The sequence below is a fragment of the Amycolatopsis sp. PSD-21 genome (assembly GCF_055561455.1).
Map to the genome: position 1 here is coordinate 4613599 of NZ_CM145712.1, position 20411 is coordinate 4634009.

Sequence of the window (20411 nt, forward strand, 5' to 3'; positions counted from 1 at the left end):
CTTCGACGATGACGTTGGGGAGTTGATCGACTTGACCGGCAGCACGGTCCGGCACGCCGTCTATCTGCCGCCTTTCGGCCCGTTCGGTGAGCCGGGGGTGCTCGTCGACCTCGCCGTACGCGCCGAGGCGGCGGGCTGGGACGGGTTCTTCCTGTGGGACCACGTCGTCGCGGACACCATGCCCATCGCGGATCCGTGGACGACGCTCGGTGCCATCGCGCACGCCACGAGCAGGCTGCTGTTCGGCCCGATGATCACCCCGCCCGCCCGGCGGCGGCCGTGGGTGGTGGCGCGGCACGCGTCGACGGTCAGCAGGCTCTCCGGCGGGCGGCTGATCCTCGGCACCGGGCTCGGTTCGGACGAATCCGGCGACTTCAGCCGGTTCGGTGAGCAGACCGACCTGCTGACCCGGTCGGCGATGTTCGACGAGGGTCTCGACGTCATCCGCGCGATCTGGTCCGGCAGGCGTTTCGACCACGACGGCGCGCACTATCAGGTCGCGCTCGCCGAGGCTCCGCCCGAGCCGTTCCCGATCCCGATCTGGGTGGCGAGCTCCACCGACAACCCGCGTGTGGTTCGGCGCGCGGCGTTGTGCGACGGGATCTTCCCGAATCCGGAGGACCACACGCCGACCGCCGAGGAGATCGCGGAGACCCACCGCGCGCTCGGTCTCGCCGGGCTGGAGCCGGGGCGCCCCTTCGACGTCGCCGTCGCCGGGAACGCGAGCCCGGCGTGGGAGGAGCCGATCAAGGTCGACCTGCCCGCGCTGGGGCAGGCGGGCATGACGTGGTGGATGGAGTCGCTGATGCACCTCGACCCGCTGGAGCTTTCGCAGAAGATCGTGGACGCGGGTCCGCCTCGGTGGTGACGGAGCGGGCCCGCACAGCTTGCCGAAGTACGTGAAGGCCCCCTTCCTTGCGCCTAGGTACAGGAAGGGGGCCTTCATGTACCTAGGCTCGACCGCACTGTCCACTGTGGACCCATGCTCCGCCGTTCGCCGGATTTCGTTGCTCCGAACGACTTCATCGCCCTTGCGGCGCCACCCGCCTTTGCTAGCGTCACCGCGGGCGTCCTGCGAACCAGTGACGCTCGGGGGAGGGGTGGAATGGCTGACGAGCACCATGCGATACGGCTGGAAACCGGGGTCACGCTGGTCAACGCGTTGACCGGGGAGCATGTCCACGGCAGGCCGAAACCGGCGCTTCAAGGCCCGGACCTGGTCCGGGCCGCGGCCGAAGCACTCGGAACCGGGAACGGCCAGGTCGATCTCCTGACCGCGGAGCGCCTGCGGAATCTCGCGTCGCGGCTGCGGGAGATCATCGAGTCGCTGTCCCGGCGGGATCCGGACCTGGCGGCCGGGCTGCTCAACCGGATGCTCGTCGACAGCAAGGCCCGGCCATCACTGCATCGCGACGGCGAACAGTCGTGGCATCTGCGTTTCCACGGTCCCGAAGCCGACCTCGTCCAGCGGTGGGCGGCAGGCCTCGCGGTGGCCGTGGCCGCGGCGCTCGGCGACGACATCCCGCATCGCGTCGGATTGTGCGCGGCGCCGCGGTGCGACCAGGTGTACCTCGACGCGAGCCAGGCGCAGATCAAGCGGTTCTGCGGGCTGGCCTGCCAGAACCGGGTGAAGGCCGCCGCGTACCGCGCCCGCCGCTCAGGATCGTGAGCCTCGCGGTGTCGCGTCGACGTACCACTCGCGGCTGAACACGAGGCCGAAGAGCGGCGCTGGAAGCCGGGTGATCACGCGCATCAGCGGAGCGAGCCTGCCGGTCCCCTTCACCTGCGACGAATGGGCGGCGATCGCGGCCTGCTTCTGACGCGCGAAGCGCCGGACGTCGAAGGTGTGCGTGATCTCGGACTTGGCGCTGTACGCCCGAAGAAGCGCGTCGACGTCGTAGCGGAACGGGATCCGTGCCAGGCGCACGAACCGGACCAGGCGCGCGACGGCGTCGCGGGGGATCGTGGCCTCCAGGAGGCGGACGTCGGCGGCGAGTTCCGCCGCCCGTTTGCCGACCTCGTGCACCTTGACGTGGTCGCGGTGACCGTAGCCGCCGTTGCGGTCGTAGCTCAGCAGGACCGAAGCGCCCTCTTCGCGCAGGATCGCCACGAGCCGAGCCGCTGCTTCGTCGGTGCTCGCGCGGACGAAGCGGACCCAGCCCGGCGGGTCCGGATAAAGGATCGCGCCGTGACCGCTGCCGGCGTAACCGAGATGGACGACCCGAGCGATGCCCAGCACCTTCGCGCTCGCCTCGAGTTCGGCCCGGCGCGGTGCGTCCGCGCCCTGCATGCCGATCGTGGCGACGACGAGGACGACACGGTGGCCGTCCGCGGCGGCGCGGGCGAGGGTGCCGCCGGTCAGCAGGGCTTCGTCGTCCGGATGGGCGTGAAAGGCCACGATGGTGGTCACGCTCAGAGCATGCCAGTGGTCGTCGAAACGGTGGGTGGTGGACTCTTGACCGTCCGTCGACCCTGTGGGTAATCTCCCCTTTACTTTCCAATAGTAAGGAAAGTTTCCTATTTAACTCCGCCGCCCTGACCGTCGGCGCGCCAACGTCGGTGCCGTCGACGCGAGAGGAGAAGCCGAATGCGTTGGGACAAGATCCGTCTCCGGGTGACGGCCGCACTGGCCGCCGGACTGCTGGCACCGGTCGCGGCCGCGAGCACCTCGATGGCGACCGAGACCGCGGCAGGGCCCGCAACGCAGGCAGCCGCCGCGCTGCCGCCGGGCAGCCCGGCGGCGATCAACGGACAGCTGAAGGTCTGCGGCCTCCAGCTCTGCAACTCCGCCGGCAAGCCGATCCAGCTCCGTGGCATGAGCACCCACGGGATCCAGTGGTACAGCCAGTGTGTGAAAACCGCTTCGCTCGACGCGCTGGCCAACGACTGGAAGGCCGACGTCCTCCGGATCTCGATGTACATCCAGGAAGGCGGCTACGAGACCAACCCGCGCAAGTTCACCGACATGGTGCACTCCTACATCGAAGAGGCCACCAAACGCGGGATGTACGCCCTGGTCGACTGGCACCAGCTCACCCCCGGCGACCCGAATGCCAACCTCAGCCGCGCCAAGACGTTCTTCACCGAGATCGCCCAGCGGCACAAGGACAAGACCAACATCATCTACGACATCGCGAACGAGCCCAACAACGTCAGCTGGGACCGGGTCCGCAGCTACGCGGAGCAGATGATCCCGGTCATCCGCGCCCAGGACTCCGACGGCGTCGTGCTCGTGGGCACGCACGGCTGGGGCTCGCTCGGCATCTCCGACGGCCGCAACGAGACCGACATCATCAACAACCCGGTGCGCGCCAGCAACTTCATGTACACGTTCCACTTCTACGCGGCGTCGCACAAAACCGAGTACTTCAACGCGCTGAGCCGCGCCGCGAGCAAGATCCCGCTGTTCGTGACCGAGTTCGGCACCCAGACCGCCAGCGGTGACGGCGGGAACGACTTCACCAACTCGCAGAAGTACCTCGACTTCCTCGCGTCGAAGAAGATCAGCTGGACCAACTGGAACTTCTCCGACGACAGCCGTTCGGGCGCGGTGTTCAAGCCGGGCACCTGCTCGGGCAGCTCGTTCACCGGCACGGCTCCGCTGAAGCCCGCCGGTGTCTGGATCCGGGACCGCATCCGCACCGCGGACAACTTCCCGACCTCCTGATCCCGGCAGCGCGCAGGTCAGGAAAGGGTCGTTCAGGACGAAAAACGTCCTGAACGACCCTTTCCCGACACTTCAGCCGAGCGGTTCGAAGTCCAGCGCGGCGAGCCGGTCCGGATCGGCGAGGATGTCGATCGCCGCGATCTTCCCGCCAACGACGGTGAACGCGAAGACCGTCGTCGGGACGCCGTCCTTGGTGACCACCATCCCGGCCGCGCCGTTGACCAGCGCGGGCCGCAGCTCCCCGCCCTCGCCCGCCGTCCGGAACATGAGCGCCTGGCTCGCGATCGTGGCCGCCCCGCGCACGAAACGCGACGTTCCCGCCGGAGCGGCGCCGCCCTCGGCGCGCAGGATGACGTCCGGGTCGAGCACCGAAACCAGTGCGTCGAAGTCGCCACCCCTGGCGGCGGCGAAGAACGCGTCGACGACGGCCCGCTGACGGCTCAGATCCGCGTCGGGGACCGTCGGCGAGCCCTGCAGGCGGCGGCGCGCGCGGCTGGCGAGCTGCCGGGTCGCCGCGGAGGACCGGCCCACGATCGGCGCGATCTCGTCGAACGGCAGGGCGAACATGTCGTGCAGGACGAACGCCAGCCGCTCGGCGGGGTCCAGGGTGTCGAGCACGACCAGCAACGCCAGCCCGACCGAGTCCGCCAGCAGGGCCTGGTGCTCCGGGTCGATCCCACCCTCACGGCCGATGATCGGGTCGGGGAGCTGCGCGCCGACCGGCTCCTCCGGTCGCGATTTGCGGGAGCGCAGCATGTCGAGGCAGATCCGGCCGACAACGGTGGTCAGCCAGCCGCCGAGGTTGTCGACGTCGCCGGAGTCCGACCGGCTCAGCCGCAGCCAGGCCTCCTGCACGGCGTCGTCCGCTTCGCTCAGCGAACCGAGCATCCGGTACGCCACCGCCCTCAGATGCGTCCGGTGCCCTTCGAAGCGCCGCGCCAGCCAGTCGTGTTCGTCCACGGTCCCCATCCTCCATCGATCAGTCGTAACCCTGACGCGTGGGGGATCGGAGATGTGACAGGCCTTCAGCCGCGGGTGCCCGCCTGGATCGCCGGGGTGCGCATCGCCTTCGCCGCCGCGCCCAGATGCGAACCGAGCGTCAGGGTCACCGCGACCGCGACGATGGCGAGATAGACCCCGATCGTGGCGTCCGGCACGGGCCCGCCGGTCCTGGCGACGCTGTAGGGGATCACGGTGACGGCCGCGGCGAGCGAGCCGAACAGCACGCCGACCACCACCAGGACGGTGCCTTCGGTCCCGACGAGCCGCAGGACCTGCGACGGTGTCGAACCGATGAGCCGCTGCTGACCGAACTCTCGGCGGCGTCCGATGATCGCGGCCACGACGGTGTTCACCAGCATGACGGCGGCGAACAGGGCGATCATGCCGACGACGACGTAGTTCAGGGTCTCGATACTGCTCGCGATCCCGGCCGGCGCGGTGACGGTGGCGTTCTCGATGGCCTGCATGTACAGCGTCCCGGTCGCGATGCCGGTGAACAGGATGATCGGCACCAGGACCCCGGCCATCTGACGGCTCCGGACCCGGAGGTGCGCCACCGTGAGGTGGCCGCTGACGCCCGCGCGTCGCAGCGGAGCGGCCAGCGCGGCCGCGATCGGGCCGAGCAGCACGGGGGAGAGGAGCGCCAACCCGATCGCGGCGAGGATCGCGCCCTGGCCGCCGATCGCCATCAGCGCGGGTTCGGTCCCGGTGAACACGGTCATCGTCACCACGCCGCAGCCGAGCCCGGAAGCCAGTACGACCGCGGCGCCGACCACGCGGAGCCGGCCGGTCCGCCGGGTGTCGACACCCGCCTCGCGGATCGCCTCCACCGCTCCGCGCCGGGTCACCTGCCGCGCGGCGACCGTCGCTGCCGCCAGGGCCGCGAGCAGCGTGATGCCGGTGCCCATCGTGACCGCGATCGGACCGAACCGTGCCTCCAGCCCGGCCGGTACGCGGCCCGTGTCACCGAGCAGCGCGACCAGCCATCGTCCGGCGAAAACCGACGGCACGACGGCCGTGGCCGCGGCGAGGACCGCGACGGCCGCCGCTTCGCCGACGACCATCCGGCCGATCTGCGACGGCGTCGCGCCGGCGCTCTTCAGCAACGCCATCTCCGCGGCGCGCTGCCGGATCAGCAGCGAGAGCGTCGACAGCGTCGCGAACAGGACGATCACCAGGCCCCAGCCGCCGACGACGCTCGCCATGATCAGCAGCGTCTTCGCGGTCTCCGGGCCGGCGGCGGCGCGGGTGTCCAGAAGGGACGCGAACGTCATCAGGATCGTGGCACCGAAGAACAGCGCGACGAAGCTCGCGATGAATCCGGTGGGACGACGGCGGAGCGACGAGAACGCCAGTCTGATCGCGATCATGCGGAAGGTCCTCCCCAGGCTTTGCCGCCAGACTAGGGAGCGCGGACGGCGCCTGGCATGGGACAGGCCCCCGTGCGCGGGGTAGGGGCGGCCCTACCGCCGCGGGTAGCCGCCGTCGACCTCCTTCACCGGTTTGTGCGGGAACCGGCGTTCGGCGTAGGCCTTCGCCGCCGATCCTTCTCGCACGTACAAGGTCTCCACCTTGTCCTGCAACGGTTTCACGACGGTCCCGAGGAAGCCGCGCCGGTCTTCGAGGTACGGGCCGAGCACGTCCTCGCCCGCCGGGCAGACCGCCATGCAGTACGCGGCCTTGTAGTTCGGCTTGAACGCGAGGCTCTGCCACATCGACACGTTCTCCGAGTCGCTCACCCTGGACCGGAAGTCGGCGGCGTCCTCGCTGTCGGCCACGGTCTGGGCCCAGTCGGTGAAGCCGCTCATGAACTCGCGGTAGTTGTGCGTCGAACAGGCGAGGAAGTCGAATTCGCCGGTCTTCGAGATCGCCCCGATGGGACAGGCGGCGACGCAGAGCTTGCACTCCAGGCAAGGGTTGTAGTCGAGCGGCTCGCCGTAGGTGGATACCTCGGCGTCGACGAGCAACGTCGCGAGGAGAACGAAGTTGCCGAACTTCGGGTGGATGACGTTGCGGTGCAGGCCCATCGCGCCGAGACCGGCCGCGACGGCGACCGTCTTGTGCGCGACGACCCAGATCCGGCCCGGATAGTGCTCCATCTCCATCGGGAACGTCGCGGACGGGTTGATCGCGCGGTAGCCGGCGTCCTGCAGCGTCCGGACGATCGTGTGCCCGGCCTCGTTGATGATCTCGCCGGTGCGGTGGAACTCCTGGTTGGCGACGCTGCGGGCGGGGGAGCGGACGTCGTCACGGTTCATCCGCACCACGAGTGAGACGAGGGTCTTGGTGCCGGGCAGGGCGCGCTCGACGTGCTCGCGTTCGCCCGCCAGATCGGGATGGCCGAGCGAGACCGCGGCCGCGTCGTCGGCGCCGGCGGCGAGGCAGATCTCCTTGAGCCAGGCCGCGTCGATCACCGGCGACGGCTTGTCCCGCGGTTCGGCGAGCACGGCCCGCACTGACGGATGGTCCGCCAGCTTCTTGGGGAGCCTGCCGGTCACAACGCCTCCAGGATGGTCGCGTTGGCCTGGCCGCCGCCTTCGCACATCGCCTGCAGGCCGTACCGGGCGCCGTGGTGGTGGAGCGCGTTGACCAGGGTGCCCATCAGGCGGGTCCCGCTCGCGCCGAGCGGATGGCCCAGCGCGATCGCGCCGCCGTGGACGTTGACCTTGGCCGGGTCGGCCCCGGTTTCCTGCTGCCACGCCAGCACGACACTGGCGAACGCCTCGTTGATCTCGAAGAGGTCGATGTCCGCCAGGCGCAGACCTGCGCGCCGCAGCACCTTTTCCGTCGCCGGGATGACCCCGGTGAGCATGAGCAGCGGGTCGGATCCGGTGACGGCGAAACTGTGCAGGCGGGCGCGAGGGCGGAGGCCCAGCCGGGCCGCGGTCTCGCTGGAGGTGATCAGCAGGGCGGAGGCGCCGTCGTTGATCGGGCTGCTGTTGCCCGCGGTCACCGACCAGTCGATCTGCGGGAAACGTGCGGCGACGGCCGGATCCTGGAACGCCGGGCGCAACTTGGCGAGCGTTTCGAGGTCGGTGCCGGGCCGGACGGACTCGTCGGTGGACACCCGGCCCGACGGTGTCTCGATCGGCACGATCTGGCTCGCGAACCGCCCGAGTTCGTGTGCCCGCGCCGCCTTCCGGTGCGAGGCCATCGCGAACTCGTCCATCGCCTGACGGCTGAGCGACCATTTGGCGGCGATGAGTTCGGCACTGATTCCTTGTGGCACCAGGCCTTCCGGATAGCGCTCGGCGACGCCGGGGCCGAGCGGGTCGGTGCCCGGCAGCACGTTCGACCACATCGGGACACGGCTCATGGACTCGACCCCGCAGGCGATGACGACGTCGTACGCGCCCGCCATCACTCCCTGAGCGGCGAAGTGCACGGCCTGCTGGCTGCTCCCGCACTGCCTGTCGACGGTGGTCGCGGGCACGCTTTCGGGCAGCCCGGCCGCGAGCGCCGCCCACCGCGTGACGTTCTGGGCCTGTTCGCCGACCTGGTCGACCGCGCCGCCGATGACGTCGTCGATCAGCTCCGGGTCGATGCCGTTGCGCCGGACGAGGGCCTGCAGCGTATGGGCGAGCAACTGGACCGGATGGACCCCGTGCAGGGCACCACCGGGCTTTCCCTTGCCGATCGGGGTACGGACGGCGTCGACGATGACCGCGTCGTGCACGGCTGCCTCCAGTAGTGAGTTGGTATCTCCAACTCACTGTGGCATCGAGTGGGTTGGAAATCAAGACTCACTGGGTTTACGCTGGTCGCATGACCGAAGGACCGAGGGACTGCTCGATCGCCAACGCGATGGAGGTGATCGGGGAGCGCTGGAGCCTGCTCGCGCTGCGCGAAGTGTTCTTCGGTGCGCGGCGGTTCGACCAGATCGTGCGCAACACCGGGGCGAGCCGGGACATCCTGACCGCGCGGCTGCGGAAGCTCGTCGAGACGGGGATTCTCGAGAAACGGCTCTACGAGGAGCATCCGCCGCGCTACGAGTACGTGCTCACCCAGGCGGGGCACGCGCTCAACCACGTGCTGCTGAACCTCATGGCGTGGGGCGACGCGTACGTCACCGAGGGGCCGCCGCCGACGGTGTGGCGGCATTCGTGCGGCGAGGTCCTCGCGCCGGAGACCGTCTGCGCGCACTGCCGCGAACCGGTGCGGGAGAAGGACATGACGCTGGTGCGGAGCAGCCGCCGCGCCAAGTCCTCGTGAGTGGTTAGGACGGTTAGAACCGTCCTAGCCACTCACGAGACTTGCCCCATCCGGTACCGGTGTTCCTCGCTCGCCCGAGCCTGGAGCATGTCGCGAAAGCCACTTTCGAGACGTCTGGTGTCCCGAAAGTGGCTATCGCGACGCCGCCTCCGGAACCCGCTCACGAGGTCGGGATCAGGAGCGGGCGGCCCATTCCCGCGCGATCATCCGCATGAGCGCCGGGTAGATGATCGCGTACCGGAACGGCTTGATGAATCCCATGTACACCCGGCCGAACAGGCCGTTGGGTTTGACCAGCACCGCCATCTGGCCGCGATGTCCGCCCTGCCCGTCTTCGACCCAGGTGATGTGCAGAACCCCGTGCATGGTCCGGTTCGCCATTTCGGCGGCGAATTCGTCGTCGAGCCGGTAGATCGGGGTGAACGGCAGCCAGTCCTCGTCCGGTCCGGTGGGAGTGTCGCGGAGGTCCTCCGGCAGCCTGCCGCGCAGCGATCCGACGCGGGTGTCGAGTCCGGAGGTGCGTTCGTCCAGGCCCAGCAGGTTTCCGAGCTTCCAGCGCAGCGCCCACAGCGCCCGGACGGGGAGCGGCGCCCCGTCGGGGAAATTTCCCGACGAGAACTGCTTCACCAGCTTGCCGAAATCGTCCGGCCCGCCGGGGGTATCGAGCGCCCAGACGTCTTCGAGGTCGAAGTCGCCGGCGATTTCGTGGATCCGCCACGAGCGGGCGGTGTGGGCCGTGTTCGCGAGTTTCATGCCGACACCAGCTGGACGATCTCGCGCGGACGGACCTCGCGGTCGTCGAAGGCGACGTCCACGTCCGCCGATCCGAGAGCCTGCATCGAGGCCGCCTGTGCCGCCTCGGATTCCCAGCGCACGATCGACACCACGGCGTCGCCGGCGGCGGTGACCCAGCATTCGGCGGCGAGACAGCCCGGAGTGGAGCGCAAGACGTCCGCGACTCGCCGGACGCGCGAGACGAATTCGTCGTGATGATCGGTGTGCGGGTAATGCGTGGCCACGAATCCGACAGTCATCGTCGTTGTTCCTCCCAGTGAACTTCCGCCATCTATACGGTAGCGTATATATCGTCCTCGTGGTGCCGGAGTGACGGGAGATACGGTGATCCCATGGCCGCCGAAACCCGGACCCCGCCGAGCGCCTGGATCGACGCGGGACTGCACGCCCTCGCCGCCGGAGGTCCCGACGCCGTGCGCGTCGAGGCGCTCGCGAAAGCCCTGGGCGTCACCAAGGGCGGCTTCTACGGTCATTTCGCCGATCGGGGCGCGCTACTGGAGGAAATGCTCGCCACGTGGGAGCGGATGAGCACAAACCTGCTCTTCGAGAGCGTGGAGAGCGAAGGCGGTGACGCCAGGGCGAAAATCCGGCGCGCGGGTCTGCTCGCCGGCGATCGTCTCCTGCCGATCGACCTCGCCATCCGGGATTGGGCCCGGCGCGACGCGGTGGTGGCCGAACGGCTCCGGCGGGTCGACAACCAGCGGATGGACTACCTGCGTTCCCTCATGCGCGAGATCGTCGCCGACGAGGACGAGGTCGAAGCCCGCTGCCTGCTCGCGTTCTCGCTCCTGATCGGCAAGCACTTCATGGCAGCCGACCACGGTGGCCGTACCCGGGAAGAGGTCACCGAGCTGGCCGGAGCGCTCCTTCTCGGCGGCGGGCCCGGTCATGGAATTTGAGGCGGGCCAACGGCTCCTGGCCTTCCTGCGCGAGCTTCAGGCGGTGAAGGTCGCGGATTCGACGTGGAAGTTCGGCGGCCCGGAGTGGGAAGTGGCGGTGGACCTCGTGCCGCGCCGTTGGCTCGCGTTGGCGTTCGAGGCGCTGGACCCCGTGACGGGCAGGCTCGCCACCTATGACATCGACACCGACCTGTACGACCTGACGCGCGACGATCAGCGTGATTTCGCGAAGGAGATCGAGCGCGACATCATCGAGTTCCTCGACAACCTGAGCAAGGGAGCCGTCCTGCGGGGAAACCAAGGCAAGAAGTTCGTGCTCGTCTTCCCTTTGGACGGTGCCTACATCCGTGTCGTCCACGGTCGCTTCGCAGGAAGCGCGTCCACGTACCCCGATCTCGCCGCCGCGCTGGCCGGTGGTGACTACGTCCCCCTCAGTCGTCCTCATCCTCGGGTGTAGTCGGGACCTGCTTGCGCGCGACGTAGATGAGCAGCCCGATGATCACCACGGGGCCGACGAAGATGAGGATCTCGTCCCAGCCGCCCTGGTGCATCATCACCACCCGCGCCGCGCTGGTCATGAGCCGGAGACCAGCGCGATCCCGAGCGCGGTGTAGCCGATCATCAGCGCCAGCATGGGGTACTGGCCCACCTTGACGTAGTTCGCGCGCAGCACGCCGACGGAACGGTCATGGGCCGAGGTTACGGCCAGCACGTGCCCGGCGACGATCCCGGCGATCTGCACCAGTGCGATCACGCCGGTCGAGACGACCGTGTAGTCGATCGCGCGGCCGAAGCCCTGCTGCCCGGAGAACACGGCGAACGAGAAGTAATGCGCGACCGTGTAGCCGACCATGATCGGGATCAACGACGGCGCGAACGCGGGATACGGGTCGAACCCCCGGCGCAGATACGGCCTGGTCAGGCTGATGGCGCCCGCATAGGCGCCGTAGGTGAGCGCGATACAGACAGCGAGCCCGGCGGTGCCGCCGAGGACACCGGCGTCCAGAGACGTCCAGAACGGAAGCCGGGTGAGGCCGTCGAACGCCGTCGAGCCGAGCACCACCAGCACCAGCGCGGTCAGCCAAGGCGCGGGGGAGACGGTGAGCAGGCCGTCCAGCGGATTCCGGATCACCAGACGCCCATCGGCCCGCCTGCCGAAGGGGGAAAGCGCCGCGATCAAGCGCGCGTAGACCTCGAAGGCGTCACCGCGGTCGAACCAGCGCGGACCGAACACCGCGCCGAGAGCAATGTGTATAACGGCATACACGGTGGCGAAGAGGGCGATCGCCCGTGGCGAGTCGGAATACGGGAACACGAGTTCCAGCCAAAGGAAGGCGAAGAGGCCGACGATCGCGGGCAGGTAACCCAGCCGGTCCGGGAGTTCGCGGCGGCGCGCGGGGACCAGGGCCGCGATCGTCCTCAGTGGATTCAATCGCGTCCAGACCGGGCCGAACAGAAGGGAAAGCGGGACCAGGCCGACCCAGAACCAGACGTAGAACCAGACCGGAGCGGGGTTGTCGGCCGAGTTGCCGGGACCCGCCCACGCCATCGCCAGAAAGCCTGCGAACAGCGCGACGCCGAGCACGCGCATCGCGATCCGCGAGAACCCGGCGTCGACGAACCGTTGCAGGGGGAGAGGGCGGCCGGCGTCGGCGCCGCGGAGTTTGGGCTCCTTCCAAAGCACGGTGAGCGCGAAGAAGGAGACCACGACGGCCGCCGCTCCCGCGTAGAGCGCGAGCCACAGCGGGACCGGCAGGTCGGACCGGCCGCCGAGACCGTGCGCCAGGATCATCCGCTCACCCGGAGCCTGGTCACCGCCGCGCCGCTCTTGTGCAGTTCCACCTCGAAGATCCCATCGATGTTCGCGGTGAAGGCGACCGTCCCCGGCACCCCGGGCGCCAGCTGGGCGGCCTTGTCGTAGCCGTGGACGTGCAGTTCGTCGGGCTGGTCGGAGGTGACTTCGAGCGCGACGTTCTCGCCGGTGCGCACCGCGACCTCCTCCGGCCCGGCCGTGCGCTTGCCCTCGGCGACCGAGAACTTGACGGTCCGGGTGCCGGTGCCCGGCGCCTGCTCGGAACCGGCCGAACAGCCGGTCACGGTCAGCAGTGCGGCCACGGTGATCGCGCCGATCCTCCGCATCGAGGTGCCTCCAAGTCGTACGCCCCGGCTTGCCCGCCCGGGACCTTGCGCCTATCGTGTTACCCAAAGGTAACAGTTACTTAGGTTAGCAGGAAGGCGAGAACGGTGTTCATGGCTCAGGAGAGCCCGCCTGCCGGCGGCGCGCAATTCGGGCAGATCGTCATCGCGGGCCTGATGTTCACCGCGGTCTTCCTGCCCTTGGCCCTCTTCGTGCTCCGCGAGCGCGCGGGGAAGCGGACGGTCTTCGGCCGTGTCGCCGACTGGATGGGTGAGTTCAGTGGTCTGCCGCGCTGGGCGGCGCTGCCGATGTTCGTCGCCTTCCTCTCCGGGATGTCGGCGCTGATCGGCGTCTACTGGGACGTGCCGATCCACATGGAACTCGGCCGCGACGAAGGTCCGCTCGCGAACCCGTCGCACTACCCGATCTACTTCGGACTGATGGGCATATTCGCCAGCGGCGTGCTCAGCGCGACCCTCGCGACCAAGGACCTGCCCAAGCGCACGTTCAAGATCGGCCCGCACTGGCGGGCGCCGATGGGCTCCATCCAGATGATGGCGACCGGTCTGGTCGGCATCGCCGGCTTCCCGCTCGACGACGTCTGGCACCGCCTGTTCGGCCAGGACGTCACCGAATGGGGGCCGACGCACGTCCTGATGATCGGTGGCGGCGTCTGTGTCGTGCTGGGGCTGCAACTGCTGCTCGGCGAGGCGCGTCAGGTCGGCGCGACCGGGCCGGTCGTGCGGCTGCTCGGCCCGGTGCTCGCCGGTGCCTGGATGATGGGCGCTTCGGCGTTCCTGATGGAGTTCGACCTCGGCGTCCCGCAGTTCCCGATGCTGTCGCAGGTCGTGCTCGTCGGCCTGATCGGCGCCTGGACGCTGACCTACGGGCGGCTGTCCTGGGGGCCGGGCGGCGCGCTGATCGTGCTCGCGGTCTTCCTCGCGTCCCGCGCTTCGTTCGCCGTCATCCCGCTGTTCGCCGACCTGCACGTGGCGTCGCTGCTGCCGTACGTCGCCGAAGCGGTGATCATCGAGGTCGTCGCCCTCGCGATGCGTAACCGGAAGGGCTACACGTTCGCCGCCGTCGCCGGTCTGCTCGTGGGGACGGCCGGGATGCTCGCCGAGGCGGCGTTCACCCAATGGCTGATGCCGAACCCGTGGCCCGCCGCCCATCTGCCGCTGTTCGTCCTGTTCGGGACCGGCGCGGCCCTCGCGGGCGCGTTCATCGGTGTCTGGCAGTACCAGCGAGTGGAGGAGACGGCGACGCGGGTGCCCGCGGCCGGCCCCCGTCACTCGGTCGGTCTCGTCGGCGCTTTGGGGGCGGTGGCGCTGATGTCCTCGGTCGCCGTCCCGCAGGATCCGGAGCCGGGATTCACCGCCGACGTCCGGCTGACCGAGGCCGCGACCGGCCTGCCGATCTCGAACCCGCACGGTGGCGGCACACCGCGCTGGGTCGACGCGACGGTGACGATCTCGCGGCCCGATCTGGCCGACGACGCCGTGTGGCTCAACGGTTTCGCTTGGCAGGGCGGCGACTTCTTCATCGCGCCGCTGGAGAAGATCGGCGACGGGGTGTACCGCACCGCCCAGCCGTTGCCGGTGTTCGGCCAGTGGAAGACCGGGATCCGGGTGCACGTCCCGAACCGGGTGATGGGGCTCGCCCCGATCTACGCGCCCGCCGACCCGGCCGCGAACGCGCCGTCGATCGACGCGACGTCCGGCACGCGCCCGTTCATGTCGGAGATCGAGTTCCTGCAGCGGGAGCGGAAGTCGGAGACGCCCGCCGTGCTGTGGACGGTCGCGTACGTGACCGTCGGGCTCATCTTCGCCGGTATGTGGGCGCTGTTCGCGTGGCTCTACGCGGCTGCCGCCACCGCGCGGCGGCGTGAGGTCTCCGTCGGCTGACTTCTCCCCCGTTTCGTCCTCTGGATGCGGTACTTGCGTGTGCAACCACCGCATCCAGAGGACGAAACGCTTTGCTCTCACTTCGTCGCACGTATCGATTGGGCATCATCGCGCGCAAGGCTTCTGCAAGCACGCTTCCCTTGAATGCCCAGGACACTGCACGTCCCGCCCGCTCGCGCACTGAAACGGTGACACAGGGCAATGCCGGTGAGACTCAACGTAGCTGTCGACCACGCGACGGCATCCGCTGTGCACGATCGGTATTGGCGAGTCATTGCGCGGTTACCGCGACATGTGGTTACTTTTCCGCTTCGGGGGTTGGGTTACAGCGAGTTTCGATGGGGTGGTCTTCGTGCGCACAGAGCGTTTTCCCAGGCGACGGCGCGGTCTTCGCGTGGTCGCGGTCCTCGCCGCTTCGGCGGTCGCGACGGTGCCTTTCGTGCCCACCGCGGCGGCGCAGCAGCAGGGCAAGGTGCTCCGGGTGGCGCTCACGACCGGCATCGACCACCTGAACCCCTTCACCGCCCAGCTGGCGGCGTCGACACAGGTCGGCCGGTTCAACTACGAGTTCCTGACCCTGCCCTCGGCCGAGGACACCCAGCCCACGGGCGGGATCGCCGAGTCGTGGAAGACCTCCGACGACAAACTCACCTGGACCTTCACCATCCGCCAGGGGATGAAGTGGTCCGACGGCAAGCCGATCACCGCGCAGGACCCCGCGTACACCTTCCAGCGGATGCTCGACGACGAGAACGCCCGCACCGCGAACGGCAGCTACGTCACCAACTTCGCCTCGGTTTCGGCGCCGGACGACAAGACGCTCGTCATCAAGACCAAGGCCCCGCAGTCGAGTATGACCTCGCTCGACGTCCCGATCGTGCCCAAGCACATCTGGGAGCCGATCAAGGATCTCAACGCCCCCTCGACCGACGACATGTCCGTCGTCGGTGTCGGCAGCGGGCCGTACCTGCTGACCGAGTACAAGAAGAACGAGTTCGTGAAGTTCAAGGCGAACAAGGACTACTGGCGCGGGGCGCCCAAGGTCGACGAGCTGCAGCTGCTGCAGTTCAAGGACGCCGAGGCCGCGGTCAACGCCCTGAAGCAGGGCGAGGTCGACGTCATCAACCGGCTCACGCCGACCCAGTTCGACGCGCTCAAGGGCGAGAAGAACATCACCACGAACAAGGCACCGGGCCGCCGGTACAACGAGCTCATCATCAACTTCGGCGTCAAGAACGTCCTCGACCAGCCGATCGGTGACGGCAACCCGATCCTGAAGGACATCCGCGTCCGCAAGGCGATCGCGCAGGCCATCGACACCAAGACCATCGTGGACAAGGTGATGAACGGCTACGGCCAGCCCGGAACCGGTGTCGTGCCCGCCATCTACAAGGCCTACACCTGGTCCCCGTCGGACGCCGAGAAGACCAAGTTCGACATCGCGGCCGCGAACGCCACCCTCGACCAGGCGGGTTACGCCAAGGGCGCGGACGGCATCCGCGTCGCGGCCGGCGGCGCGAAGCTGGAGTTCCGGCTCGCCGGTCACGCGAACCGGCCGTTCGACCAGCGTGTCGCGCAGTTCGTCAGCGGCTGGCTCAAGGACGTCGGCATCGGTGTCAAGCAGGAACTCGTCTCCGACGACGAACTGGACGACCGCACCACCGCGGGCAACTACGACCTCGCGATCTCCGGCTACGGCACCTCGCCCGACCCGGACTACGCCCTCAGCCTCAACACCTGCGCCGGCCGCCCGAACGCCGAGGGCAACGGCGGCAGCTCGGCGACGTTCTTCTGCGACCCGCGCTACGAAGACCTGTACAAGAAGCAGCTGACCGAGTTCGACCCGGCGAAGCGCGCCGAGCTCGTCAAGCAGGCGCAGGCCGTGCTGGCCGGTGAGTACGTCGACGTCGTCCTCGACTACGACAACGTGCTCGAGGCCTACCGGTCGGACAAGTTCTCCTCGTTCACCAAGCAGCCGCAGCCCGACGGCGCGATCCTCGAGCAGTCCGGTTACTGGGGCGTGTACGGCGCCACTCCGGCCGACGCGGCCGCCGCGGGTGCCGAGGAAAGCAGCAACACCGGCCTGTGGATCGGTATCGGCGCGGTCGTGCTCGTGGTGCTCGTCGGTGGCGGCGTGCTGCTGGGGCGGCGCGGCAAGTCGGCCGACGACCGGGAGTAAGGACCGCGTTGACCGAAGCACTCAGTTCCCTCGACAAGACCCCGGCGCTCGTCGATCCCGACGAGCGCCGGGGCGGGACCGGCACCGCCCGGTTCGTGCTCTCCAAGATCGGCGGCGCGCTGGCGAGCCTCGCGCTCGTCGTCGTGCTGGGGTTCTTCCTGTTCCGGACGCTGCCCGGCGACCCCGTGCGGTTCATGGTCCGCGACCGGCCGACCGATCCGAAGATGATGGCGGAACTGCGCGCGCAGATGGGCGTGGACAAGCCCTTGCTGCAACAGTTCTGGGACTACGTCGTCGGGCTGCTCCAGGGCGACATGGGCGTCTCGTACCTGCAGCGGCGTCCGGTGTTCGACATGGTCAGCGAGCGGTTGTGGCCGACGATCCTGCTGGTCGGCAGCGCGACCGTGCTCGCCGTCGCGCTCGGCCTGTGGCTCGGCGTCCGCGCGGGCTGGCGCCGGGGGAGCAGGTTCGACAAGGTCCAGACCGGCATCGCCTTGACGCTGTGGTCGGTTCCGCAGTTCTGGCTCGGGCTGATGCTGCTGGTGGCCACCAACGGCCTCTTTCCCAGCCGCGGCATGCATTCCCCGGACGTCGAGCCGGGCTTCTTCAGCGAAGGGCTCGACGTGCTCCACCATCTGGTGCTGCCGTGCGTGACCCTGCTGGTGGTGTTCTACGCGCAGTACATGCTGGTCATGCGGTCGTCCCTGATCGGCGAGATGAATTCGGACTACCTCACCACCGCACGGGCCAAGGGCCTGCGCGACGACCTCGTCCGCAAGCGGCACGCCGTGCCCAACGCCCTGCTCCCGACGGTGACGCTGGTCTTCATGCAGTTCGGCATGGTGGTCTCCGGCGCGGTCTCGGTCGAGGCCGTGTTCAGCTGGCCGGGGCTCGGGCAGCTGCTCTACGAAGCGCTCCGCGGGCCGGATCTGCCTGTCCTGCAAGGAGTCTTCGTCACCCTCGCGGGTGCGGTGGTGCTGATGAACCTGCTCGCGGAGTTGCTCTACCGCGTGCTCGACCCCAGGGTGCGGACGGCATGACCACAGCGGAAAAACCCGGTTCGATCGTCTGGCGCCGCCGCCGTGAGGCCGTGGCGAAGCGCTGGCACGAGTTCACGACGAACAAGGCGGGCGTCTTCGGGCTGGCCTTCCTCGGTGTCCTCACGCTGCTGGCCATCCTCGCGCCGGTGATCTCGGACGAGTCCGGTCTCGACGTCACCAAGGCCGAAGGGACCTCCCTGGACCCGCCCAGCGGGGAATTCTGGCTGGGCACCGACATCGACGGCCGTTCGGTGCTGCTGATGACGTTCTGGGGGGCGCGGATCTCGCTGCTCACCGGCTTCTCGGCGGCGTTCCTCTCGGTGCTGATCGGCACCGTCATCGGGATCGCGGCCGCGCATTTCGGCGGCTGGCTGTCCGGGCTCCTGCTGCGGTTCACGGACTTCTTCCTGGTGCTGCCGTCGCTCGTCCTGGCCGTGGCGCTCGCCTCGGTACTGGACCAGGGCACGATGACGGTGATCATCGCGATCGGCGTCACCGCCTGGCCCAGCACCGCGCGTCTGGTCCGCGCGCAGACCCTCACGATCGAGGGCCGCCCGTACATCGAGCGAGCGAAAGCGCTCGGCGGCGGGCACCTGCACATCGTCGGCAAGCACGTCCTTCCCGGTGTCATGCCGCTCGTGCTGGCCAACACCACGCTCGTCGTGGGCAACGCGGTCATCGCGGACGCGACGTTGGCGTTCCTCGGCGTCGGCAACCCGAACACCGTCTCCTGGGGAGCCATGCTGCAGACCGCCTTGAACAACGGCGCGATCAGCAAGGGCGCCTGGTGGAATCTGCTGCCGCCGGGTGTCGCGATCGTCGTGGTCGTCCTCGCCTTCACCCTCGTCGGACGCGCGCTGGAAACCGTGCTGAACCCGCGCCTGAAGGGACAGCACTCATGAGCCCCTTGCTGGAACTGAAGAACCTCGGCGTCACCTACGCCACCGGCGGCGGCGAGGTCGCCGCCGTCCGCGGCGTCGATCTCGTGCTCGAACCCGGCGACACCCTCGGTGTGGCGGGGGAGTCGGGGTCGGGGAAGTCGACGGTCGCGATGAGCGTGCTGCGGCTGCTCCCGCGGTCGGCGAAGGTCAGCGGGGAGATCCTGCTGGACGGCGAAGACGTCACGGCGATGAAGTGGGGCAGGCTGCGCGCGGTGCGCTGGGCCGAGGCCTCGGTCGTCTTCCAGGGCGCGATGCACGCGCTCAACCCGGTACGGAAGATCGGCGAGCAGATCGCCGAGCCGATCCGCCTGCACCCGCCCGGTGGCAAGGCGCTGTCGGACGCCGACGTCCAGGCCAAGGTCAAGGAACTGCTCGAACAGGTCGACCTTCCGCCCGGCCGCGCCGGCGCGTACCCGCACGAGCTGTCCGGCGGCCAGAAGCAACGCGTCATGATCGCGATGGCGCTCGCCTGTTCGCCGCGGCTGATCATCGCGGACGAGCCGACGACCGCGCTCGACGTCGTCGTCCAGGCGCAGGTGCTCGACCTGCTGGGCAGGCTGGTCGCCGAACAGGGGATCGGGCTGATCATGATCAGCCACGACCTGTCGGTGCTGGCCGCCACCTGTCGTCGGATCGCGGTGATGTACGACGGCGAGATCGTCGAGGAGCGGCCGAGCGCGGAACTGATGAGCGCGCCGCAGCACGCGCACAGCAAGGCGCTGGCGGCCGCGTTCCCGACCGTGGGCGATCCGGTGTCCCGCTTCGCGCCCGCGACCAGCACGCCGCTGCCGCCGGAGCCGGAGCGCAGTGCCGACCAGCCCGCGTTGCTGGAAGCCGAGGACCTGCGCGTCAGCTTCCGCGACCGCACCGGGAAGCGGATCAACGCGGTCGCCGGGGTGAGCCTCCAGGTGCGGAAGGACGAGATCGTCGCGCTCGTCGGCCAGTCCGGCTCCGGCAAGACGACGCTCGCCCGAACCCTGCTGGGACTGCAGAAACCCGACTCCGGCGCGGTGCGGTACGACGGCAAGCCGGTCCCGCTCGGCGGCGCCGGGCTCAAGGCATACCGGCGGCAGGTCCAGCTGGTGCTGCAGGATCCGACGAGCGCGCTGAACCCGAACCACACGGTGTACGAGGCCGTCGCGGAAGGCCCCCGCATCCACGGAATGGGCGCGAACGAGCACGAGATCGTCACGAAGGCGCTCGAAGCGGCCGAACTGCGGCCCGCGGCGAAGTTCCTCGACCGGCTGCCGCACGAGCTGTCCGGCGGACAACGGCAGCGGGTCGTCATCGCGGGCGCGCTCGCACTGGATCCCGGCGTGATCGTCGCCGACGAACCGGTGGCCTCGCTCGACGCGTCGGTACGAGGGGAGATCCTCGCGCTGTTGCTGCGCCTGCGGCGTGAACTGGGACTCGCCGGGCTGGTGATCACCCACGACCTCGGGCTGGCCTGGAACATCGCCGACCGGGTCGCCGTGATGTATCGCGGGGAGCTGGTGGAAGTCGGTACCGTGGAGGAGGTCCTGCTGGACCCGAAGCACGACTACACGAAGTCGCTGCTCGCCGCGTTGCCCGGTGGGACGGCGCGGGAAACACCCATTGCCGCGCACTCGCACAGGCGCGGTGTGTAACCTCCAA

At 69.1% G+C, this 20411-nt stretch carries 21 protein-coding genes; 11 read left to right on the forward strand and 10 right to left on the reverse strand.

From position 1 onward, the window contains the following. Positions 1-22 precede the first annotated feature (22 nt). Both ACZ1DY_RS21750 and ACZ1DY_RS21755 read left to right on the forward strand, forming a co-directional pair. Positions 23-868 carry an LLM class flavin-dependent oxidoreductase gene (locus tag ACZ1DY_RS21750; protein WP_038513774.1) on the forward strand — a complete coding sequence of 282 codons (846 nt, stop codon included), beginning with the start codon at positions 23-25 and terminating at the stop codon, positions 866-868. A 237-nt stretch (positions 869-1105) separates the two neighbouring features. Next, a complete protein-coding gene (locus ACZ1DY_RS21755; protein WP_465485542.1) occupies positions 1106-1669 on the forward strand; it encodes a CGNR zinc finger domain-containing protein in 564 nt (187 codons plus the stop codon). Here ACZ1DY_RS21755 and ACZ1DY_RS21760 read toward each other — a convergent pair. After that, positions 1658-2410, reverse strand: coding sequence for a PIG-L deacetylase family protein (locus tag ACZ1DY_RS21760; protein WP_465485543.1), 753 nt, complete (start codon positions 2408-2410; stop codon positions 1658-1660). The two genes, ACZ1DY_RS21755 and ACZ1DY_RS21760, sit on opposite strands and share 12 nt — an antisense overlap. A 177-nt stretch (positions 2411-2587) precedes the next feature. On the opposite strand from ACZ1DY_RS21760, the gene ACZ1DY_RS21765 reads away from it, so the two are divergent. Next, the gene (locus ACZ1DY_RS21765) at positions 2588-3667 is read left to right on the forward strand and encodes a glycoside hydrolase family 5 protein (protein ID WP_257486987.1); all 1080 of its coding nucleotides are present in this window, start codon (positions 2588-2590) and stop codon (positions 3665-3667) included. A 72-nt stretch (positions 3668-3739) separates the two neighbouring features. On the opposite strand, the gene sigJ is transcribed toward ACZ1DY_RS21765, so the two are convergent. The 4 genes from sigJ to ACZ1DY_RS21785 form a co-directional block, all read right to left on the reverse strand. Beyond that, positions 3740-4627, reverse strand: a complete 888-nt coding sequence (sigJ, locus tag ACZ1DY_RS21770) for an RNA polymerase sigma factor SigJ (protein ID WP_257486986.1) — start codon at positions 4625-4627, stop codon at positions 3740-3742. A gap of 65 nt (positions 4628-4692) precedes the next feature. Then, complete coding sequence (locus ACZ1DY_RS21775; protein WP_465485544.1) at positions 4693-6039, reverse strand: FtsX-like permease family protein; 1347 nt, start codon at positions 6037-6039, stop codon at positions 4693-4695. Between the two features lie 93 nt (positions 6040-6132). Then, on the reverse strand, positions 6133-7167 hold the full coding sequence (locus ACZ1DY_RS21780; protein ID WP_465485545.1) for a 4Fe-4S binding protein: 1035 nt from the start codon (positions 7165-7167) through the stop codon (positions 6133-6135). Further along, positions 7164-8345, reverse strand: coding sequence for a thiolase family protein (locus ACZ1DY_RS21785; RefSeq protein ID WP_465485546.1), 1182 nt, complete (start codon positions 8343-8345; stop codon positions 7164-7166). The genes ACZ1DY_RS21780 and ACZ1DY_RS21785 overlap by 4 nt, the downstream gene beginning before the upstream one ends. Before the next feature lie 89 nt (positions 8346-8434). Between ACZ1DY_RS21785 and ACZ1DY_RS21790 the strand changes: the two genes are divergently transcribed. Then, positions 8435-8881: a winged helix-turn-helix transcriptional regulator gene (locus tag ACZ1DY_RS21790; protein ID WP_465485547.1), complete on the forward strand. Its 447-nt coding sequence runs from the start codon at positions 8435-8437 to the stop codon at positions 8879-8881. A gap of 174 nt (positions 8882-9055) precedes the next feature. Here ACZ1DY_RS21790 and ACZ1DY_RS21795 read toward each other — a convergent pair whose 3' ends face one another. Further along, positions 9056-9634 (reverse strand): DUF2867 domain-containing protein, encoded by a 579-nt coding sequence (locus tag ACZ1DY_RS21795; protein ID WP_257486982.1) that lies wholly within the window; start codon positions 9632-9634, stop codon positions 9056-9058. Further along, on the reverse strand, positions 9631-9915 hold the full coding sequence (locus tag ACZ1DY_RS21800; RefSeq protein WP_465485548.1) for an antibiotic biosynthesis monooxygenase family protein: 285 nt from the start codon (positions 9913-9915) through the stop codon (positions 9631-9633). The genes ACZ1DY_RS21795 and ACZ1DY_RS21800 overlap by 4 nt, the downstream gene beginning before the upstream one ends. A 93-nt stretch (positions 9916-10008) precedes the next feature. Here ACZ1DY_RS21800 and ACZ1DY_RS21805 point away from each other — a divergent pair, with 93 nt between their 5' ends. Both ACZ1DY_RS21805 and ACZ1DY_RS21810 read left to right on the forward strand, forming a co-directional pair. Then, positions 10009-10575, forward strand: a complete 567-nt coding sequence (locus tag ACZ1DY_RS21805) for a TetR/AcrR family transcriptional regulator (protein ID WP_257486980.1) — start codon at positions 10009-10011, stop codon at positions 10573-10575. After that, positions 10565-11032 carry a hypothetical protein gene (locus tag ACZ1DY_RS21810; RefSeq protein ID WP_465485549.1) on the forward strand — a complete coding sequence of 156 codons (468 nt, stop codon included), beginning with the start codon at positions 10565-10567 and terminating at the stop codon, positions 11030-11032. Before ACZ1DY_RS21805 ends, ACZ1DY_RS21810 begins: the two co-directional genes overlap by 11 nt. On the opposite strand, the gene ACZ1DY_RS21815 is transcribed toward ACZ1DY_RS21810, so the two are convergent. Genes ACZ1DY_RS21815 through ACZ1DY_RS21825 form a run of 3 tightly spaced genes read right to left on the reverse strand, consistent with a single transcriptional unit; the run spans position 11007 to position 12714 of the window. After that, the gene (locus tag ACZ1DY_RS21815; protein WP_185927096.1) at positions 11007-11153 is read right to left on the reverse strand and encodes a hypothetical protein; all 147 of its coding nucleotides are present in this window, start codon (positions 11151-11153) and stop codon (positions 11007-11009) included. The two genes, ACZ1DY_RS21810 and ACZ1DY_RS21815, sit on opposite strands and share 26 nt — an antisense overlap. Then, positions 11150-12367 carry a hypothetical protein gene (locus ACZ1DY_RS21820; RefSeq protein ID WP_465485550.1) on the reverse strand — a complete coding sequence of 406 codons (1218 nt, stop codon included), beginning with the start codon at positions 12365-12367 and terminating at the stop codon, positions 11150-11152. The genes ACZ1DY_RS21815 and ACZ1DY_RS21820 overlap by 4 nt, the downstream gene beginning before the upstream one ends. Continuing rightward, the gene (locus tag ACZ1DY_RS21825) at positions 12364-12714 is read right to left on the reverse strand and encodes a cupredoxin domain-containing protein (protein ID WP_465485551.1); all 351 of its coding nucleotides are present in this window, start codon (positions 12712-12714) and stop codon (positions 12364-12366) included. The genes ACZ1DY_RS21820 and ACZ1DY_RS21825 overlap by 4 nt, the downstream gene beginning before the upstream one ends. A gap of 111 nt (positions 12715-12825) precedes the next feature. Between ACZ1DY_RS21825 and ACZ1DY_RS21830 the strand changes: the two genes are divergently transcribed. The 5 genes from ACZ1DY_RS21830 (at position 12826) to nikE (ending at position 20404) form a co-directional block, all read left to right on the forward strand. Further along, the gene (locus ACZ1DY_RS21830; protein ID WP_465485552.1) at positions 12826-14616 is read left to right on the forward strand and encodes a hypothetical protein; all 1791 of its coding nucleotides are present in this window, start codon (positions 12826-12828) and stop codon (positions 14614-14616) included. 394 nt (positions 14617-15010) lie between these two features. Further along, the gene (locus tag ACZ1DY_RS21835; RefSeq protein ID WP_465485697.1) at positions 15011-16795 is read left to right on the forward strand and encodes an ABC transporter substrate-binding protein; all 1785 of its coding nucleotides are present in this window, start codon (positions 15011-15013) and stop codon (positions 16793-16795) included. Positions 16796-16803: 8 nt separating this feature from the next. Beyond that, positions 16804-17835, forward strand: coding sequence for an ABC transporter permease (locus ACZ1DY_RS21840; RefSeq protein ID WP_126732913.1), 1032 nt, complete (start codon positions 16804-16806; stop codon positions 17833-17835). Next, positions 17832-18737: an ABC transporter permease gene (locus ACZ1DY_RS21845; RefSeq protein WP_126732914.1), complete on the forward strand. Its 906-nt coding sequence runs from the start codon at positions 17832-17834 to the stop codon at positions 18735-18737. The genes ACZ1DY_RS21840 and ACZ1DY_RS21845 overlap by 4 nt, the downstream gene beginning before the upstream one ends. After that, the gene (gene nikE / locus ACZ1DY_RS21850; protein ID WP_465485553.1) at positions 18734-20404 is read left to right on the forward strand and encodes a nickel ABC transporter ATP-binding protein NikE; all 1671 of its coding nucleotides are present in this window, start codon (positions 18734-18736) and stop codon (positions 20402-20404) included. Before ACZ1DY_RS21845 ends, nikE begins: the two co-directional genes overlap by 4 nt. The last annotated feature ends 7 nt before the right edge of the window (positions 20405-20411 follow it).

Excerpts from the sequence above, each read along its gene's own strand:
- ACZ1DY_RS21755 (WP_465485542.1), top strand. The coding sequence starts at position 1,106 with ATGGCTGACGAGCACCATGCGATACGGCTGGAAACCGGGGTCACGCTG.
- ACZ1DY_RS21765 (WP_257486987.1), top strand. The coding sequence starts at position 2,588 with ATGCGTTGGGACAAGATCCGTCTCCGGGTGACGGCCGCACTGGCCGCC.
- ACZ1DY_RS21775 (WP_465485544.1), bottom strand. The coding sequence starts at position 6,039 with ATGATCGCGATCAGACTGGCGTTCTCGTCGCTCCGCCGTCGTCCCACC.
- ACZ1DY_RS21790 (WP_465485547.1), top strand. The coding sequence starts at position 8,435 with ATGACCGAAGGACCGAGGGACTGCTCGATCGCCAACGCGATGGAGGTG.
- ACZ1DY_RS21795 (WP_257486982.1), bottom strand. The coding sequence starts at position 9,634 with ATGAAACTCGCGAACACGGCCCACACCGCCCGCTCGTGGCGGATCCAC.
- ACZ1DY_RS21800 (WP_465485548.1), bottom strand. The coding sequence starts at position 9,915 with ATGACTGTCGGATTCGTGGCCACGCATTACCCGCACACCGATCATCAC.
- ACZ1DY_RS21805 (WP_257486980.1), top strand. The coding sequence starts at position 10,009 with ATGGCCGCCGAAACCCGGACCCCGCCGAGCGCCTGGATCGACGCGGGA.
- ACZ1DY_RS21810 (WP_465485549.1), top strand. The coding sequence starts at position 10,565 with ATGGAATTTGAGGCGGGCCAACGGCTCCTGGCCTTCCTGCGCGAGCTT.
- ACZ1DY_RS21815 (WP_185927096.1), bottom strand. The coding sequence starts at position 11,153 with ATGACCAGCGCGGCGCGGGTGGTGATGATGCACCAGGGCGGCTGGGAC.
- ACZ1DY_RS21820 (WP_465485550.1), bottom strand. The coding sequence starts at position 12,367 with ATGATCCTGGCGCACGGTCTCGGCGGCCGGTCCGACCTGCCGGTCCCG.
- ACZ1DY_RS21825 (WP_465485551.1), bottom strand. The coding sequence starts at position 12,714 with ATGCGGAGGATCGGCGCGATCACCGTGGCCGCACTGCTGACCGTGACC.
- ACZ1DY_RS21830 (WP_465485552.1), top strand. The coding sequence starts at position 12,826 with ATGGCTCAGGAGAGCCCGCCTGCCGGCGGCGCGCAATTCGGGCAGATC.
- ACZ1DY_RS21845 (WP_126732914.1), top strand. The coding sequence starts at position 17,832 with ATGACCACAGCGGAAAAACCCGGTTCGATCGTCTGGCGCCGCCGCCGT.
- nikE (WP_465485553.1), top strand. The coding sequence starts at position 18,734 with ATGAGCCCCTTGCTGGAACTGAAGAACCTCGGCGTCACCTACGCCACC.